This window comes from Micromonospora sp. LOL_023, assembly GCF_048060115.1.
Classification (GTDB): domain Bacteria; phylum Actinomycetota; class Actinomycetes; order Mycobacteriales; family Micromonosporaceae; genus Micromonospora_E.
Genome location: NZ_JBHMIM010000066.1, coordinates 1 through 14,250, shown reverse-complemented (window position 1 = coordinate 14,250; position 14,250 = coordinate 1). Strand labels below are relative to the sequence as shown.

Below are 14,250 nucleotides of genomic sequence, written 5' to 3'. Positions count from 1 at the left end.
GGGCCGGAATCCCTCTGAAGCGTTGTGCGAGTATGGGCCCATGACCTTTGGAGAGCTCATCGTCGTTCGCCATGGGCAGTCGACTTGGAACAGCGAGCGACGTTGGGCCGGGCAAGCAGATCCGCCACTTACTGATCTTGGTCGACGGCAAGCTGTCAATCTTGTTCAGCGCTGTCGAGGCGCGGAGATCGGCGCCGTGGTCACGTCCGATCTGAGTCGTGCGCGAGAGACGGGCCTCATCGTCGCCCAGGCTCTTGAGCTTGACCGTCCGGCAGAATTTCCGGACCTTCGCGAACGTTGGAGTAGGACGATTACGGGACTTACGGTCGAGGAGATTGGGGTGAAATTTCCAGGGGCGCTGGCTGCCTGGAGAGACGGCACATCGACGGACCTTCCTGGCGACAGCGAGCCATTTGATGTCTTCGCCGCTCGGGTTCTTCGTGGCCTGCAAGCCGCTACCGCCCTTGCCTCCGTGGTTCTTGTTGTAGCCCACGCGGGGCTGTTCCGCGTGCTCGGCAACGCCGCCCGGACAGGCACGAACGCGCGTACGTCGAATACGGACGGACGGCGGATCATGATGGCGGCCGGTCGTGTGAGCGACAACGGACCGGCATTCGAGCCGTTGTCAACGGTGTGACGAGTCAGTTGCAGAGCTTGGCAGACACGCCGGTCGGCCACCCAAGATCTACGAGACACGGCCTAGTCCAGGTGACCCAGGTCGCCACGGCCGGTCGCCGGGTTGGTCGCCACCCAGCTCACCGCCGGATACCTGGTGCTGGCCAGCGCCTTCAGCGTCAACGAGCTCTTCGCCGGGCAGGGCATCGAGGATGCGAAGAGGGCCCCTGTCGGCGCGCCCGGGGCCCTGCTTCGTGCGTCTGGTCGGCGGGTCAGCCGTGCTGCTTCGCCAGCTCGACGAAGCCGCGCCAGCCGGCAGGGGTGAACGTCAGGGTGCCGCCGTCGCGGTCCTTGGTGTCCCGGACGAGGACCCGGCCGGGAAGGTTGTCGGCGACCTCGACGCAGTCGCCGGTGCCATTGCTGCGGGTCGACTTGCGCCAGCGGGGCTCATCTGTAGTCATCGAGCATCCTCAGCATCACGTCTCGGGTCTGGACCACGGGCAGGGCCAGTGCGTCTATCTCCTCCCAGACTAGTTCCAGGTGGCCCAGGTCGCCATGCCCGGTCGGCATGTGGCCGCTCAACTGGTCGTCCAGGTACCCCGACCGGCGGCCGTCCGGCATGTTGGCGATGACGAATGCTCCGGAGAGCCCGGCGTGGATCCCCTCAAACTCCATCGGGATCACTCTGATCCGGACGTGCGGCCGGTGGCCGACGTCCACCAGGTGACCGAGCTGGTCTTTCAGAATCTCGCTCGGCCCCCGCCGCAGCGCCATCTCGCCGATGATGGCGGAGAGCGCCACCGGGTCGTCCCGGTCGATGGTGGCCGCCTGACGTTCCCGCCGCTTGGCGACCAGCGCGTCTATCTTGCCGGCGTTCGCCGGCACGGCCGAGAAAACCGCGCGCATGTACGACTCGCACTGCAACAACCCCGGCACCAGCATCGGTCCCCAGGTGCGCAGCAAGGCCGCCCGACGCTCCTGCTCGAACCAGGAGCGCAGCCACGGCTGCCGGTCCTCCCGCTCGATCGTGGCCGCACGTTGGATCTCACTCCCGGTCCCGAAGAATCCGTCCAGCCGCTCGGCGGTGCCCTCCTGCGGAATGAGCTTCCCCGACTCGAATGACTGGACCAGCGACTTCGAGACACCGATCGCCGCCGCTAGCCGGTCCTGAGCCATCTTGCGCCCGGTGCGCAGCTCACGCAGGCGGGCCGGTAGGGACGTTGGATCATTCACGATTATCACCCCGAATGGTCGGTCGAGATTGCACCATCGCCGGTGGATGGCTGGTTCTATCTTGCTGGGAAATGGCTTGAGAGTCCAGGGTGGAAATAGAAGAAGACCTCGATCAACTTCACCCGAGGGGGATCAGTGCTCAGGAACGACGGAATCGGCGGAGAACCCCGCCTTGCTCGTTATCGATCTTTCTGCACGAGTCCGGCGGGCCCTTCCGAAGACCCGACCTCGGACCCGACCCCGGGCCGTCCGCCGCTGCCGAAACGGGTCCCCGGAGAGACGGACATCGATCAGGATTCGCGCTTTCAGCTCACCGGAGCCCGAGGGGTGGCCCCGGCTCCGACCGGCACAGCCCCGGTGCACTCCCCGGAGCTGGCCCGAGCGATCCGGGACGCCAACGCGACGGCCCGGACGCACCTCCCGAACCGCACGACCGGGGAATGTCACCAGTGCGGCGGGGTGGTCTCGCCGTGCCGGCCGTTCTCCCGGGCCCTGGCCATCCTCGACCGGTGGGACCCGTCGAGCGCGCGGCGGGTGCGCGCCGTATTCCAGCTGTCCGGGCTGATGCCGGCCGGCCACCCGCACGACGGCCCGGACGAATCCGCCGAGTCGTACGGAGCACTCGACGATGCCTGAGCCCGCACCCCCGGTGGTGGTCTGCCCGGGAGATCTGGTGGCGCTACGCCAATGCGACCACTTGGACGGTCGACGCCCGATTCGCCTGCGGGTCGAGGAGGTCTGGCCGTCCCCGGACTGGCGGTCCTGGGTGACGCTCTACGGCCGGGAGATCAACAGCGAAGACCCGGACCGCGACGGCGCGATCGTCAGCGTCCGCGCCTACCGGGACGCGCTCGCCAGAAACGGCGCGGTTACCAAACCCTTCGACCCCCCGGGGCGTGAGCCTGAACCCGATTCGGCTCGCGTTCCGGGGCAGTAAACACCTCGGGGTGAGCGTGCGTCACGCCTCACCGCTCCCCGCACTCGCTGATCACGGTGCCGGCACCTCCCGGGCCTTCCCGTTGCCCCCCGGGAGGAAACACCGAACAGCGAGGTACGCGGTCACACCGACCGCGCCCCCGTTGCGCACGGGGAAACGGATGGGAGATCCGGGCGGTCACGCTCACCCCGAGGGCCAAACAGGACCACTCCGGGCTACGCCTCGCGCTTCTCGTAGGCCTGGCGGGGGCCGCAGACCTCGGGCAGGGCGCACCTTGACCGACCCGTCGGAAATCTGCCGTACGGTGACCGTCTCACTCGGTGGATGCCGGGACACCACCTTGGCCGTCCCCTGGTCGGTCTCGACCCGCCGACCGGGCTGGCAGCTCCGGAAGCACACCGACGCCACCATCGAGATCGCCTACCTCCTCGCCCACGTCCCGACCGGCACCCTGCCGCCCAAGGTCATCGCAGCAGCCGGGCCGATGGAACATCGAGGACCACAACAAGTGCGGCAATGACCAACTCGGGCTCGACCACTACCATATCCATAAACGGTCCCACTGGCAGTCCGCAATCTCCTGGCCAACAATAGTAGGCAGACCAATCTATTGCGCGATGCTAGGGCCGCGCGAATCGCCGCCAGGCTCGACGCCACCGCCGAGCGTCGCTGAACCTCTTCGGCCCATCTCCGGTGGTAGGCGAAGAACTATTACGCCGCCGCCTCGAGCGACTTCCTGATACCCGTATTCGGTCAACTTGCTGGCCCGGATTCTGTGTTCGCGTGAGGATACAGGCCAGTTGTCCGGATCTTCCTTGATCGCCACCCACTCTGGTTGAAGTGAATCACTGGGCTGGTCAGGGAAAAGGTAAACTGTCGTTCGGGCTGTAAGTTGAGGTGCGAGACGGTTGGCGGCTGCAACGTCGGCCCCGTCTGGGATGACGGCTAGCGTTGCTCGGGCAGCTTGGATCTGAGGCGATATTCGCCATTGTTCGAAGTCCGTTAGTTGCCATAGTGGTTGGCCGGACATCGTGACGACGACGGCTATCGCCAGTGCTGCTGGCGCCGCAAATCTCCAAGGTTGTCGTGAAATATTGATGCGCTCAATGAGCCTCGGCGGGGTCGCCCCGTCGAGCCTGCCAAGTCCGTCTATGAACGCAACAAAAATTACCGGAATCAGCACCGAGTTGTAGTGGAATCCGGTACCCCAGTAGCCTTCGTTACTTGCCCAAAAGCGGGCCAGAATCGTAGGGGCGGCGAGTAGTATAAGTGGCGATCGAATTGCAATGAACAACGTCGGAGCAAGCAGCGAAAAGATGGTTCCCCATTTGACGAGTGGAGTGAAGAGTCGAGCAATAGCACCCTGCTCGTTAAGGGTTCCACTCTGCAGGTAGCCATAGTCGCCACCAGGACTGAACGCCGGAACGATAAGAAAGATCGACAATATTGCCGCCAGGACGGCCGTCGACATAATAGTCACGCCGAGGGCGCGTTTACCTTGTAGGATCAGATATCCGCCGAGCGCAGCTACATAAATGGCTTGGTCTTCCTTGACCAGCATAAGCGGAAGTGCCCAGGCGACGGCAGGCACCCACCTTCGTCGGGCCAGGTTGGCGACGCTGAAGGCGATAAGGGGAACCGCGAGTGCGATCTCGTGGAAGTCGAACCGCACCGATTGCTGGATGCCGGCAGACAACCCGTACGCGAGTCCGATCGCTATGCCGGCCCGCTGCCCGCATACCTCGATCGCCAGGGCAGTGACCGGTACGGCGGCGACCGCAAACAGTGCCGCCTGGGTGATCAGCAGCGTCACCGGGTCTGGATGTATCCAGTACAACGGCGCCAGCAGCGCGAGTGCCGGGTGAAAATGATCTCCGAGAACGTTGAACCCAGGACCCTTCAGCTCCGAAACGGGCGCACGGAACTGAGAGTAGGCCCGTACTGCCTGGTCGAATATCCCCAGGTCAAAGCCGTTGCTCTCCATCCTGGCGTGCCGCACTAAGGTGTACGAGCTGTAGAGCGCGAAGAGCACGCTTGCGATTATCAACGGTATCCGCCGAGTCAGTAGCACAGCTGATGATACTCCACAAGGTCAGGTCTGAGTCATTGGATGGTCGCTGACAGGCTGACATAGTTTCCGCTGAGCAGGGCTGGAGTAGCAACCATGAGACCTTCCTCACCGTAATTGCCTGGTGACTTGAGTTGATCGATTTGACTACGATCGCATGTACCGGTCAAAGCGTTGGCGCCACGTCGATGAAGATTGGAAGGCAATGCGCGAATATTTGGTCAAGCGGCTTGGATTGGGCCTTGCAGCGACAGCGGTCGCCTCGCTGACGGCTGTTCTTGGTTTGCAGGCCCCCGCATTTGCTGTCGTGGAAACGTACCGCAACTTTCAGACCGGGTACTGCCTCGACAGCAACGCAAATCGCAACGTCTACACCAACCTCTGTTCCGGCGCAAATTCGTATCAGCAGTGGGATGTGATCGTTAGTGGTAGCGCTCGTCAATTCAAGAATATAGGCACCGGTTTGTGTCTCGACTCGAACTCGAGTAGGAATGTTTACACGAATCCGTGCGGAAGCAACAATTTTCAAAGGTGGACAGTTCTCTATAGGTCAAACGGTTCGATTTCGTTTCAGAATGTAGCTACCGGATTCTGTCTCGACAGCAACTCGAGCCGCAACGTCTACACAAATGCGTGCTCCTCGGGAAACGCTTATCAGCAATGGGTGTAGTGTGATTTCTGGGCTAGTCCCGCAGTGAGTCGCAATCAATGATGAATGGCGGTCTCCCCAAATCCGGAACCGTCATTCATCATTGGGCGGGGTTGTTCACCCACCCAGAGCCGCAGGAGACGTTCTGCCTGCCGGTCCGGGGGAACCTGGCGAAGGTCGCGAAGAAGAACTGTTGGGGTTTGTCCGAGTACGCGGGCCTGCCGAACCCGAACGGTTCCAGCATCTACCAACGAGGCCAGTTGGGACGTCGACCGGCCACGCGACCGGCCACGCAGCTATGTGCTGACCGGGCTGGCAGCTCCAGACGCGGCGCTGGTCCCAGACGACACCCAGGCGATCAACAAGCGCGTCCACAGTGTCGGAGTCGCACCACAGCGTTGTGGGTTGACCGGACAGACCGAGAACTGTCAATGCATGGCGATGCTCACCTACGCTTCCCGGCACGGACACGCACACGCGTTCGTCGACCAAGAGTTGTAGCTACCCAAGGAGTGGGCCGGTGACCGGGACCGGTGCAGGGCCGCCCAGCACCAGTGACGCCGCGCCCACCCAGACCGCCCGCGATGATCAGCCACTACCGCCGCGCGGAGATCCCCTGCCACCTCACCTGCGCATCTAAAGGCCCCATATCAGACACAACTCAAGAACTGGGGCTGCAGTACCCGTTGCCCCGAGGGAAGGCGGGAACAGCGAGGTACGCGGTCAGACCGACCGCATCCCCGTCGCATCCGGGGAAATGGATGGGAGATCCGGGCGGTCACGCTCACCCCGAGGGCCACCCAGGGCTATGCAGGCTACGCAGGGCCTACGCGTCGCGCTTCTCGTACGCCTGGCGGGGGCCGCAGACCTCGGACAGGGCGCACCGCTTGACGGCACCGTCGGAAATCTGCCGTACGGTGACCGTCTCACTCGGCGGATGCCGGGACACCACCTTCGCCGTCCCCTGGTCGGTCTCGACCCGCTGACCGGACGTGGGGTAGTTGGCGCTGTCGGCGTACAGCGGATGTTCGTATTTCAAACAGCACATCAGCCGCCCGCAGGCACCCGAGATCCGCAGCGGGTTCAGCGGCAGATCCTGATCCTTGGCCATCCGAATCGTCACCGGCTCGAAGTCGGTGAGGAAGGTGGCGCAGCACAGATCCCGCCCGCAGGAACCGATCCCGCCCTGCACCCGGGCCGAATCCCGGGCGGAGAGCTGCCGCAGCTCCACCCGGCAGTGCAGGGTGGCACCGAGGTCACGCACCAACGACCGGAAGTCCACCCGGTGCGGGGCGGTGAAGTAGATGGTGGCGCGGGCGCTGTTCAGCGTGCCCGGCTCCAACACGTGGTCGACGGCGACGACCTTCATCGGCAGCCCGTGGTCGCGGATCAGCCGCTTCGCCGCCACCTTCGCCTCGGCCTTGCGCTTGCGTTGCACCTCGTCGCGGTGCAGATCCTGGTCGGTGGCCAGCCCGGCGACCCGGGGAAACCCGTCGGTCTCCTCGTCGACCCACTGCGGCGCCCAGACACACTCGGCGACCTCGGTGCCGTCTTCGGTGGGCACCAGCACCTTGTCACCGACGGCCGGCCGCAGGTCGCCCGGATCAAGGTAGAAGAGACGCCCGTACCGGTTGAAACTGACCGCGCAGAGCATCCCCATGGGCCCTACCCTACGTCGGCGCACGTCCGTCGAGAAGGCGACCGGTGCTGGCCGATATGCCGACCCGGGCCGACCGAACGGATCAAACCGGCGGCGGTCCCGTTACCCGCGCCGGGTCGGCCACGTTCAGACCGGTGTCAAGAGCCTGCGGGGGGTGCAGGGAAAGGCCACGGCGTCGCAGCCGGAGCAACAGGCGCAAAGCCTGGCTCCCGAGCGCGGCGCCGTTGGCATCTGCACCGTCAGTAGCGCAACCGGGTCACGCCGTCGAGCCGCATCCCTGCTGTGCCCGGCGCCGGGGCCACACCAGCCATGCCCGCCGCGCCCGCTGGGGCCAACCGGGGACGCCACTGCGCCAGCAACTCCTCGCCCCGCTCGGCAATCTCCAGCAACACCGCGAGCACCGGTACGGCGAGCGCGGCGGCGGCGTCGGCCGCCTCCCGTACGCCGGAGAACTCGGCGGCCACGCCAGGGACTCCGGCGGTGACCAGGGTTGTCGCCTCGGTCGAGCGCAGTGCGTCGGCCAGCACGACGGCCAGCGCCGACCGGCTCGACGACACCCATGCCGCGAGCGCCTCGGCGTACCCGGCGGTCGCCGACAGGCTGCCCGCCAAGCTCCCCGGGCCGGCAGTGAGACCGTTGCCAATCAGTCTGGTCGCCAGCGCGGCCCGGACCGTGTCGTATGCCTGTGCCGCCGCCCCGGACCAGTCGACCCGGCCGGCCAGCGCGTCGGCTGCCTCGGCGTACCCGTCGAGGTGCGGGCGGATCGCGTCGCCGGCGGCGGTCAACGGCGCCGGACGCACCGCGCGGAACGCGGCCACCGCGTCCCCCGGCAACGCCCGGACCTGCCGCAACAACGGCCAGACCGGATCGGCGGCGGCGGCGCCGTGCCGGGTGAGTTGGTCGTCCACCCGGGCCAGCAGGTCCAGGGCCGGCCCGGCGACCCGGTCCAGGGCGTCCATCAGGCGCCCTCCGGCTGGTGCCGGCGGGCGGCGTCGTCGCTGTCCCGGTACGCCGAGACGGCCGACCGCAGCCCGGTGGCCACGTCGGACAGCCGCTGCCCGGCGTCGGTTGCCTCGGCCGCCCGGTCCGCCAGCGCGGCCCGCCACTGCTGACCCAACGCGCCGGCCAGCGCGCCGAGCCGGCCGGGCTGGTCCGCGCCGAGGGCCCAGTCGGCTTCGGCGAACCCGGCCACGTCCCGGGCGGTGCCGGCCAGCCGGTCCGCGCAGCGGGTCAACTCGGCGGCGAACGCCTCAGTGTCGTCCAACTCAGACCCTCCGGGACATCGGACGGGCGCCGAAGGTCGACGTCGGATTGGTGCCGGCGGTCGATGCCGGGTCGGCGCCGAACGACTCGGCCCACAGCTTCTCCCGGGCCCAACGGGCCGCGTCGGCGGCGGCGGCGACCGTGGAACGCACCGCGCCGGCGAGGTCGGCGTTGCTGCGCGCGTGCAGCGGACCGAGGATCCGTACGTCGACGACAGCACCGGTGGCGTCGACCACCATCTCGACGGTCCCGTCCGGGGAGCGGACCGTCACCTCGACCGTGTGCACCGCCTTGTCGAACTCGACCTGCCGGGCCTCGATGTGGCGGTACCGCTCGATCGCGTCCTCGATCCACGCCTCGTCGATTTCACGGGCCACCGGGCTCCTCACCATCGCCGGCAGGTGGGCACCAGACTCCGGTCTGCACCCAACGTACGGATGGGGCTGCGTTACGGCACCGAACCGTACCGGGCGGAGGTCTAGCCGCGCCAGAGGCTGAGCATCATCGCTTCGACGGCGATCTTCGGCTTGACGTTGGTGGTGATCGCTTCCCTGCAGGCCAGGATCGCTTCGAGGCGGCGTAGGGTCGCCTCGGCTGTCCACTTTCCGGCAGCAGCCTCGGCGAGCGGCGCGATGTCGGTGTGCACCGGTGCGACCGGTGCCCGCAGCGTCACCACCAGCACGTCCCGGTAGAAGCCCGCCAGGTCGACCAGGGCCCGGTCCAGGGCGTCGCGCTGGGCCCGGGTGGCCCGCGACTTCTGCCGGCGTTCCAACTCCTTGAGCTGGCCGGCCGATCCCCGCGCCGCGCCGGCCGCACCCCGGCCGGTGCCGCCGGCGCCGAGCGCGGTCTGCAGGGCGGCCCGTTCGGTGGCGTCGGTCTCCGCGACCGCTGCCGCCGCCTCAGCCTCAGCCGCCTCGATCAGCGCGGAGGCGGCGTCGAAGCAGGCGCCGACGCCGGTCAACCGGCGCGGCACCGCGAGGACGGCGTCGCGGCGTTCGCGCGCCTGCGGGTCGGCGGCCAGCCGTCGGGCGCGGCCGACATGGCCCTGCGCGGCCGCCGCCGCCCAGGCCGCCATCTCCGCCGGTACGCCGTCGCGCCCGCTGAGCACACTGGCGACCGCTTCGGCCGGCGGCTGGCGCAGCGCCACCACCCGGCACCGGGAACGGATGGTGACCGAGATGTCGTCCGGATGGGTGGACGGGGTGCAGAGCAGGAAGACCGTCCTCGGCGGAGGTTCCTCGATCGCCTTGAGCAGCGCGTTTCCTGCCGCCTCGGTGAGCCGGTCGGCGTCCTCGATGACCAGCACCTGCCAACGGCCGCCCGACGGGGTGCTCGCCGCCCGCAGCACCAGGGCGCGCATCTCCCCCACCCCGATGGACAGTCCGTCCGGCACGACGAACCGGACGTCGGCGTTGGTTCCGGCGCTGGTGGTGTGGCAGCCGGCGCACTGCCCGCAGCCACGTCCGTGGACGCACTGCAGCGCCGCGGCGAGGGCGCGGGCGGCGACCGACCGGCCGGATCCGGGCGGTCCGGTGAAGATCCAGGCGTGGGTCATCGCCGCTGCCGACGGCGGCGCGTCCTCGGTGGCAGGGTCGAGTTCAAAGTCGGGGTCGGGGTCGGCAACGGTCACCCGGGGGTCCCTGGCTGCCGCGTCGGCGGCGAGTAGTGCGGCGGCTGCGGCTGCGGCCCGGCGCAGCGTCTGCACCGCCTCGTCCTGGCCGACCAGCTCGGTGAAGACGTCCGCGTGCAGCATCGTGGCACTCATCTCCGCTGGCCCGCTTCGGCATCGGCGAGCGCCTCGGCACCCGGCTCAACTGGGGCGGCGCGCCCGATCAGCACCTCCACCCGGGTGAACACCTCAGTCTGGAGTTCCTCCACCCCCCGGCCCGCGTCCAACACCAGGTAACGCTTCGGGTCGGCGGCGGCCAGGTCCAGGAACGCGTACCGGACCCGCTCATGGAAGGCCAACGACTCGCTCTCCAGCCGGTCGGCGCCGCCGCCCCGCTGCTCGGCCCGCCCCAGCCCGGCCTGCGGCTCGATGTCGAGCAACACCACCAGGTCAGGCTTCAACCCGCCGGTCGCCCACGAGGAGAGCCAGGACACCTCCTCGACCGGAAGGGTGCGCCCGGCCCCCTGGTACGCCAGGGACGAGTCGACGTAGCGGTCGCTGATCACCACCGCCCCACGGGCCAGTGCCGGTCGGAGCACCGTCGTCACGTGGTGCGCCCGGTCGGCGGCGTACAACAGCGCCTCGGCGCGGGGCGACGGTGCGTCCGGACCACCTTCGAGCACCAGCCGGCGGATCCTCTCGCCCAGCCCGGTTGCCCCCGGCTCCCGGGTGACCACCACCTCCCGGCCGCGGCCGCGCAACGTCTGCGCCAGCGCGCTCACCTGGGTCGACTTGCCGGCTCCTTCGCCGCCTTCGAAGACGACGAAGACCCCGCTTGCGGTGAACGGCTCCGCTGCCGCCAGCGGCCGGCCCCGGATCGATCCCCACAGGTCGGCCAGGATCGGCACGCCCGGCTTGTCGTCCATCTGGCGGAACGCGCTGATCCCGGCGAAGATGCCGAACACCCCGGCGAGCAGCAGCAACAACCGGGTCGAGGAGAACGAGACGCCCAGGTTCGCCACCTGGAGCTGCCGGGAGCCGCCGACACCGACCAGCACGCTGCTCAGCGAGATGGCCAGCATCAGCACGACGCGGGTACCGGTCTGCACGACCGCGAAGACCCGACCCCGGACCTCGTCGGCGATCTCGCCGCCGAGCAGAGTGATCCCGGCCAGGAACGCCATCCCGGCCGCCGCCCCGACCAGCACCGCTCCGAGGATGGCCATCGACAGGTGGATGGACAGGGCGAGGATCAACACGGAGCCGCTCGCCAACATGATGCTCAGGCCGAACCAGCGCCGCCGGGACAGGTCGCGCACCACCGCCGGGCCGAGTCCGATGCCGATGCCCAGGCCGACGAAGAGCGCGGCGAACAGCAGGTAGAAGGCGGCGTCGCCGGCACTGAGTGACGCGGTGAAGAACTTGGCGGTGCCGATGACGATGCCGCCGCCGGCGAAGGCGCCGAAGATGCCCAGCACCAGGCCACGGACCAGCGGGGTCTGGCCGATGAACTTCCAGCCGTCGACGAACTGCCGGCCGAGGCTCTGCTCGGTTGTGGTTGCGGCCCCGGCGCGCCCGCTGATCTCCCTGATGCCGTAGAAGACCACGATCGCGGTGGCCAGCCGGGAGCCGGCGTTGAAGAAGAGGGCGATCTGCGCCGGCTCCGCCCAGGACGGCGGTTCGGTGCCGGCCGCCGCGCGGACCGCGCCGTCGAGGACCGCCAGGCTGATCGCCGCCAACACCGGGGTGATGCCGTAGGTGGCGATCAGGGTGAGCTGGTTGGCGATCTCCAGGCGGGCCTTCGGGATCAGGTTGGGGACCGCGGCTTCCTTGGCCGGAATCCAGATCAGCGTGATGGTCTCGATCAGAAAAATGGCGATCGCCGCCCAGGCGACGGTCAGCGCGCCGCTGGCCCCGAACATCGGCAGCAACGGAATCGAGGCGAACAGGACGAACCTGAGCAGATCGCAGATGACCATGGTGTAGCGGCGGTCGAAGCGGTCGGCGAGGACCCCGGCGACCGGGCCGAGCACCAACGCCGGCAGCAGCCGTACGGCGATGACGCCGCCGAACGCCGCGCCCTGCGCCGCGCTACCGGAGACCTGCGCGGCGGCGAAGATCGAGGTGGCGAGCAGGCCGAGCCAGTCGCTGAAGGAGGCGACGCCGAGCACGATCCAGAGCCGGCGGAACGGACGGATTCGCAGCACCGAACGAAGCGCCGGAAGGCCGGACAGGTCGACCGGAGCAGTGGCCTGGTCTGCTGGCGGCGCGTCCGGCGCGGCACCACGTCGCTGACCGCTGGCGTTGTCGTCGATGACCGTTCCTCCCCGTCGGCCCGGGCCGGGCTCCGGTGACACTCTAATCCGGGTCGTTCACCGACCGGCCCTGAGATTCCCCTGACCCGGACCGCGCTCGTCGCGTACCCGACCTGCGACCGCACAGCGCTCGCTGCCCTGACGGCAGCGCACCTCGCCGCTGCGGTCACGTCGATGGTCGACGACCCCGCACAACTCGACCTCGTGGACGCGGTACGGGCACCGAGGGACCGCCCGACGGTCCGGGCCTGCCTCGATCTGGATGCGTCGTGGCGGCGGGGTTCGGCACCGCCCGGCCTCAGTCGGGCTACGGGTCGGCGACCGGGTCTGGTTCCGGCACGCCGAGGCCGGTGAGGTGCGCGAGCACGTCACCGGGTCGCACCTGGTCAGCGGAGCCCGGCCGGCCGACTCGGCGGCCCGCCTGCGGCCCGCCTGCCGCGGCGAAGGCCGCGCCTTCCGCTGAGTTGTGATCAGGGCAGGGCTGTGGCGTCCTCCGGGTCGACGTGGCGGTGCAGATACTCCCGGATGAGCGCCTTCGCCTCGCACAACACGTCTTCGTCGCCTTCGATGTCGCGCCGGAACGCCAGCTTGATCAGGGCGTCCACCGCCTCGACCGCGATCTGCAGGGCGAACCGCAGCCGTGGTTCGTCCGGGATGCCGAAACGCTCCACGAGCACCTTGGTCAACTCACCGGCGATGACCGCGTTGTTGTCCCGGCTCTCGTCGAGCAGCCGGACGTCGACCACGTCGCCGAAGTGCAGCGTCCGGAACCCCGGCACCGTGCGGTGCATGGAGATGTACTCGTCGATCCCGGCGTCGACACCGTCCCACCAGTAGGCGAACTCACCGCCGGTGAAGCGCTCGTTGAGCCGCTGCAGGTACGCCTCGATGTTTCGCATCGTCAACGCCTGCACGATCGCCCGTTTGTCGGGGAAGAACTGGTAGACCGAGCCGATGGCCACTTCGGCCCGCTCGGCCAACAGGGTCGTCGTCAGACCCTCGTAGCCAACCTCGTCGACGATCTCGGCGCACGCGTCGAGCATCCGCTGGACCCGGGCGAGACTTCGCCCCTGGACCGGAACCCGACGCAGCGGGCCACTGGTGACGGCCGGTGTCGACACTCGCCCCACTCCCTCCGCGAATGATCCCCCGCTCGTCGGAACACATCCGTCAGCGGCAGTGGGATCGAAAACGTTACTCGGATTAACGAGCCAAACGGATATCGGTGTTCATCTGCCCCAGATGGGGTCGACACCAAGATCGTTCACGTTTTTTCGGCAGGGCGGTTCCAGAGCCAATGCCACTTAACGTAAGTGGATCATGGGTGTGGGCTGGGGTTTCGCGGGTGGCGGCGTCACGCGGCGAGGGCCAGTGGTTGCGCGTTGGCGAGTGTGATGGTGGCGGGGCTGTCGTGGCGGGTCCCGACGTCGGTGCGGCGTTTGACGCGGTAGGAGTTGTGCCGGGCGCGTTTGACCACGCGGGGGTAGGTCCGGTCCCTGCGGACCGGGTTGAGGTGCCGTTTCGCGGTGATGCTGGCCTTGATCCCGGCGAGGATGGTCGCCTGCCGGTCAGGGGGGAAATGCCGCCGAGTCGGTGACGCGGCGGCGGATGATCCGGACGGTCCGGAGGAACTTGACCCGGTCGGGGTCGATGTCGGCGGAGGTCGCGGCCCGGCAGATCAGGTCGCTGATCGCGTAGTGGGTCAGCAGGTAGCCGTAGATCTCCTGGCGGACCAGGTCCGGGCTCTTCGAGCGCAGGACACGTCCCGGCCCGCGTAGGTGCGTCTTCAGTTGATCGTTGCCGGTTTCGTGTTCCCACCGGTCATGGTAGATCTGGGCCAGGGCCATGGCCGGTGCGGCGGCGACGTCGCCGATGGTGGTGATCAGGGCGATCAGTTCGTC

Annotated in this window: 18 protein-coding genes and 3 pseudogenes; 8 read left to right on the top strand and 13 right to left on the bottom strand. The window is 68.1% G+C overall.

From position 1 onward, the window contains the following. Window positions 1–40 precede the first annotated feature (40 nt). The gene (locus tag ACFHVL_RS26695) at window positions 41–637 is read left to right on the top strand and encodes a histidine phosphatase family protein (protein ID WP_416631186.1); all 597 of its coding nucleotides are present in this window, start codon (window positions 41–43) and stop codon (window positions 635–637) included. 250 nt (window positions 638–887) lie between these two features. Here ACFHVL_RS26695 and ACFHVL_RS26690 read toward each other — a convergent pair whose 3' ends face one another. Together ACFHVL_RS26690 and ACFHVL_RS26685 are read right to left on the bottom strand one after the other, a co-directional pair. Further along, on the bottom strand, window positions 888–1,076 hold the full coding sequence (locus ACFHVL_RS26690) for a DUF397 domain-containing protein (RefSeq protein ID WP_416631185.1): 189 nt from the start codon (window positions 1,074–1,076) through the stop codon (window positions 888–890). After that, window positions 1,063–1,848: a helix-turn-helix domain-containing protein gene (locus ACFHVL_RS26685; RefSeq protein ID WP_416631184.1), complete on the bottom strand. Its 786-nt coding sequence runs from the start codon at window positions 1,846–1,848 to the stop codon at window positions 1,063–1,065. Before ACFHVL_RS26685 ends, ACFHVL_RS26690 begins: the two co-directional genes overlap by 14 nt. A 327-nt stretch (window positions 1,849–2,175) precedes the next feature. On the opposite strand from ACFHVL_RS26685, the gene ACFHVL_RS26680 reads away from it, so the two are divergent. Further along, window positions 2,176–2,484 (top strand): hypothetical protein, encoded by a 309-nt coding sequence (locus tag ACFHVL_RS26680; RefSeq protein ID WP_416631183.1) that lies wholly within the window; start codon window positions 2,176–2,178, stop codon window positions 2,482–2,484. Then, a complete protein-coding gene (locus ACFHVL_RS26675) occupies window positions 2,477–2,785 on the top strand; it encodes a hypothetical protein (RefSeq protein WP_416631182.1) in 309 nt (102 codons plus the stop codon). Before ACFHVL_RS26680 ends, ACFHVL_RS26675 begins: the two co-directional genes overlap by 8 nt. Window positions 2,786–3,000: 215 nt before the next feature. On the opposite strand, the pseudogene ACFHVL_RS26670 reads toward ACFHVL_RS26675, so the two are convergent. After that, window positions 3,001–3,160 (bottom strand): annotated as a pseudogene (locus ACFHVL_RS26670) (regulatory iron-sulfur-containing complex subunit RicT); the annotation flags it as partial. Between ACFHVL_RS26670 and ACFHVL_RS26665 the strand changes: the two are divergent. Next, entirely contained in the window at window positions 3,090–3,305 is a 216-nt protein-coding gene (locus tag ACFHVL_RS26665) for a hypothetical protein (protein WP_416631203.1), read from the top strand. The pseudogene ACFHVL_RS26670 and the gene ACFHVL_RS26665 sit on opposite strands and share 71 nt — an antisense overlap. An 87-nt stretch (window positions 3,306–3,392) precedes the next feature. On the opposite strand, the gene ACFHVL_RS26660 is transcribed toward ACFHVL_RS26665, so the two are convergent. Continuing rightward, complete coding sequence (locus ACFHVL_RS26660) at window positions 3,393–4,817, bottom strand: DUF2079 domain-containing protein (RefSeq protein WP_416631181.1); 1,425 nt, start codon at window positions 4,815–4,817, stop codon at window positions 3,393–3,395. 193 nt (window positions 4,818–5,010) lie between these two features. On the opposite strand from ACFHVL_RS26660, the gene ACFHVL_RS26655 reads away from it, so the two are divergent. Then, entirely contained in the window at window positions 5,011–5,523 is a 513-nt protein-coding gene (locus ACFHVL_RS26655) for an RICIN domain-containing protein (RefSeq protein ID WP_416631180.1), read from the top strand. 45 nt (window positions 5,524–5,568) lie between these two features. Continuing rightward, window positions 5,569–6,003, top strand: a complete 435-nt coding sequence (locus tag ACFHVL_RS26650; RefSeq protein WP_416631179.1) for a transposase — start codon at window positions 5,569–5,571, stop codon at window positions 6,001–6,003. A gap of 325 nt (window positions 6,004–6,328) precedes the next feature. On the opposite strand, the gene ACFHVL_RS26645 is transcribed toward ACFHVL_RS26650, so the two are convergent. The 6 genes from ACFHVL_RS26645 to tmk all read right to left on the bottom strand — a co-directional run bounded on the left by ACFHVL_RS26645 (window position 6,329) and on the right by tmk (window position 12,205). Continuing rightward, a complete protein-coding gene (locus tag ACFHVL_RS26645; RefSeq protein ID WP_416631178.1) occupies window positions 6,329–7,162 on the bottom strand; it encodes a PSP1 domain-containing protein in 834 nt (277 codons plus the stop codon). Between the two features lie 239 nt (window positions 7,163–7,401). Next, a complete protein-coding gene (locus tag ACFHVL_RS26640; protein WP_416631177.1) occupies window positions 7,402–8,121 on the bottom strand; it encodes a hypothetical protein in 720 nt (239 codons plus the stop codon). After that, window positions 8,121–8,426: a type VII secretion target gene (locus ACFHVL_RS26635; protein WP_416631176.1), complete on the bottom strand. Its 306-nt coding sequence runs from the start codon at window positions 8,424–8,426 to the stop codon at window positions 8,121–8,123. The genes ACFHVL_RS26640 and ACFHVL_RS26635 overlap by 1 nt, the downstream gene beginning before the upstream one ends. Before the next feature lies 1 nt (window position 8,427). Further along, window positions 8,428–8,802: a YbaB/EbfC family DNA-binding protein gene (locus tag ACFHVL_RS26630; RefSeq protein ID WP_416631175.1), complete on the bottom strand. Its 375-nt coding sequence runs from the start codon at window positions 8,800–8,802 to the stop codon at window positions 8,428–8,430. Between the two features lie 101 nt (window positions 8,803–8,903). Beyond that, on the bottom strand, window positions 8,904–10,178 hold the full coding sequence (locus ACFHVL_RS26625) for a DNA polymerase III subunit delta' (RefSeq protein ID WP_416631174.1): 1,275 nt from the start codon (window positions 10,176–10,178) through the stop codon (window positions 8,904–8,906). A gap of 8 nt (window positions 10,179–10,186) precedes the next feature. After that, window positions 10,187–12,205 (bottom strand): dTMP kinase, encoded by a 2,019-nt coding sequence (gene tmk, locus ACFHVL_RS26620; protein WP_416631200.1) that lies wholly within the window; start codon window positions 12,203–12,205, stop codon window positions 10,187–10,189. Window positions 12,206–12,442: 237 nt separating this feature from the next. On the opposite strand from tmk, the pseudogene ACFHVL_RS26615 reads away from it, so the two are divergent. Both ACFHVL_RS26615 and ACFHVL_RS26610 read left to right on the top strand, forming a co-directional pair. Further along, window positions 12,443–12,625 (top strand): annotated as a pseudogene (locus tag ACFHVL_RS26615) (amino acid deaminase/aldolase); the annotation flags it as partial. Beyond that, window positions 12,612–12,812, top strand: a complete 201-nt coding sequence (locus ACFHVL_RS26610) for a hypothetical protein (RefSeq protein WP_416631173.1) — start codon at window positions 12,612–12,614, stop codon at window positions 12,810–12,812. The pseudogene ACFHVL_RS26615 and the gene ACFHVL_RS26610, both read left to right, overlap by 14 nt. Before the next feature lie 7 nt (window positions 12,813–12,819). Here ACFHVL_RS26610 and ACFHVL_RS26605 read toward each other — a convergent pair whose 3' ends face one another. The 3 genes and pseudogenes from ACFHVL_RS26605 to ACFHVL_RS26595 all read right to left on the bottom strand — a co-directional run. After that, window positions 12,820–13,470 (bottom strand): TetR family transcriptional regulator, encoded by a 651-nt coding sequence (locus ACFHVL_RS26605; RefSeq protein WP_416631172.1) that lies wholly within the window; start codon window positions 13,468–13,470, stop codon window positions 12,820–12,822. Window positions 13,471–13,703: 233 nt separating this feature from the next. After that, complete coding sequence (locus ACFHVL_RS26600) at window positions 13,704–13,826, bottom strand: hypothetical protein (RefSeq protein ID WP_416631171.1); 123 nt, start codon at window positions 13,824–13,826, stop codon at window positions 13,704–13,706. Between the two features lie 91 nt (window positions 13,827–13,917). Beyond that, window positions 13,918–14,250: pseudogene (locus ACFHVL_RS26595) on the bottom strand (IS4 family transposase); the annotation flags it as partial.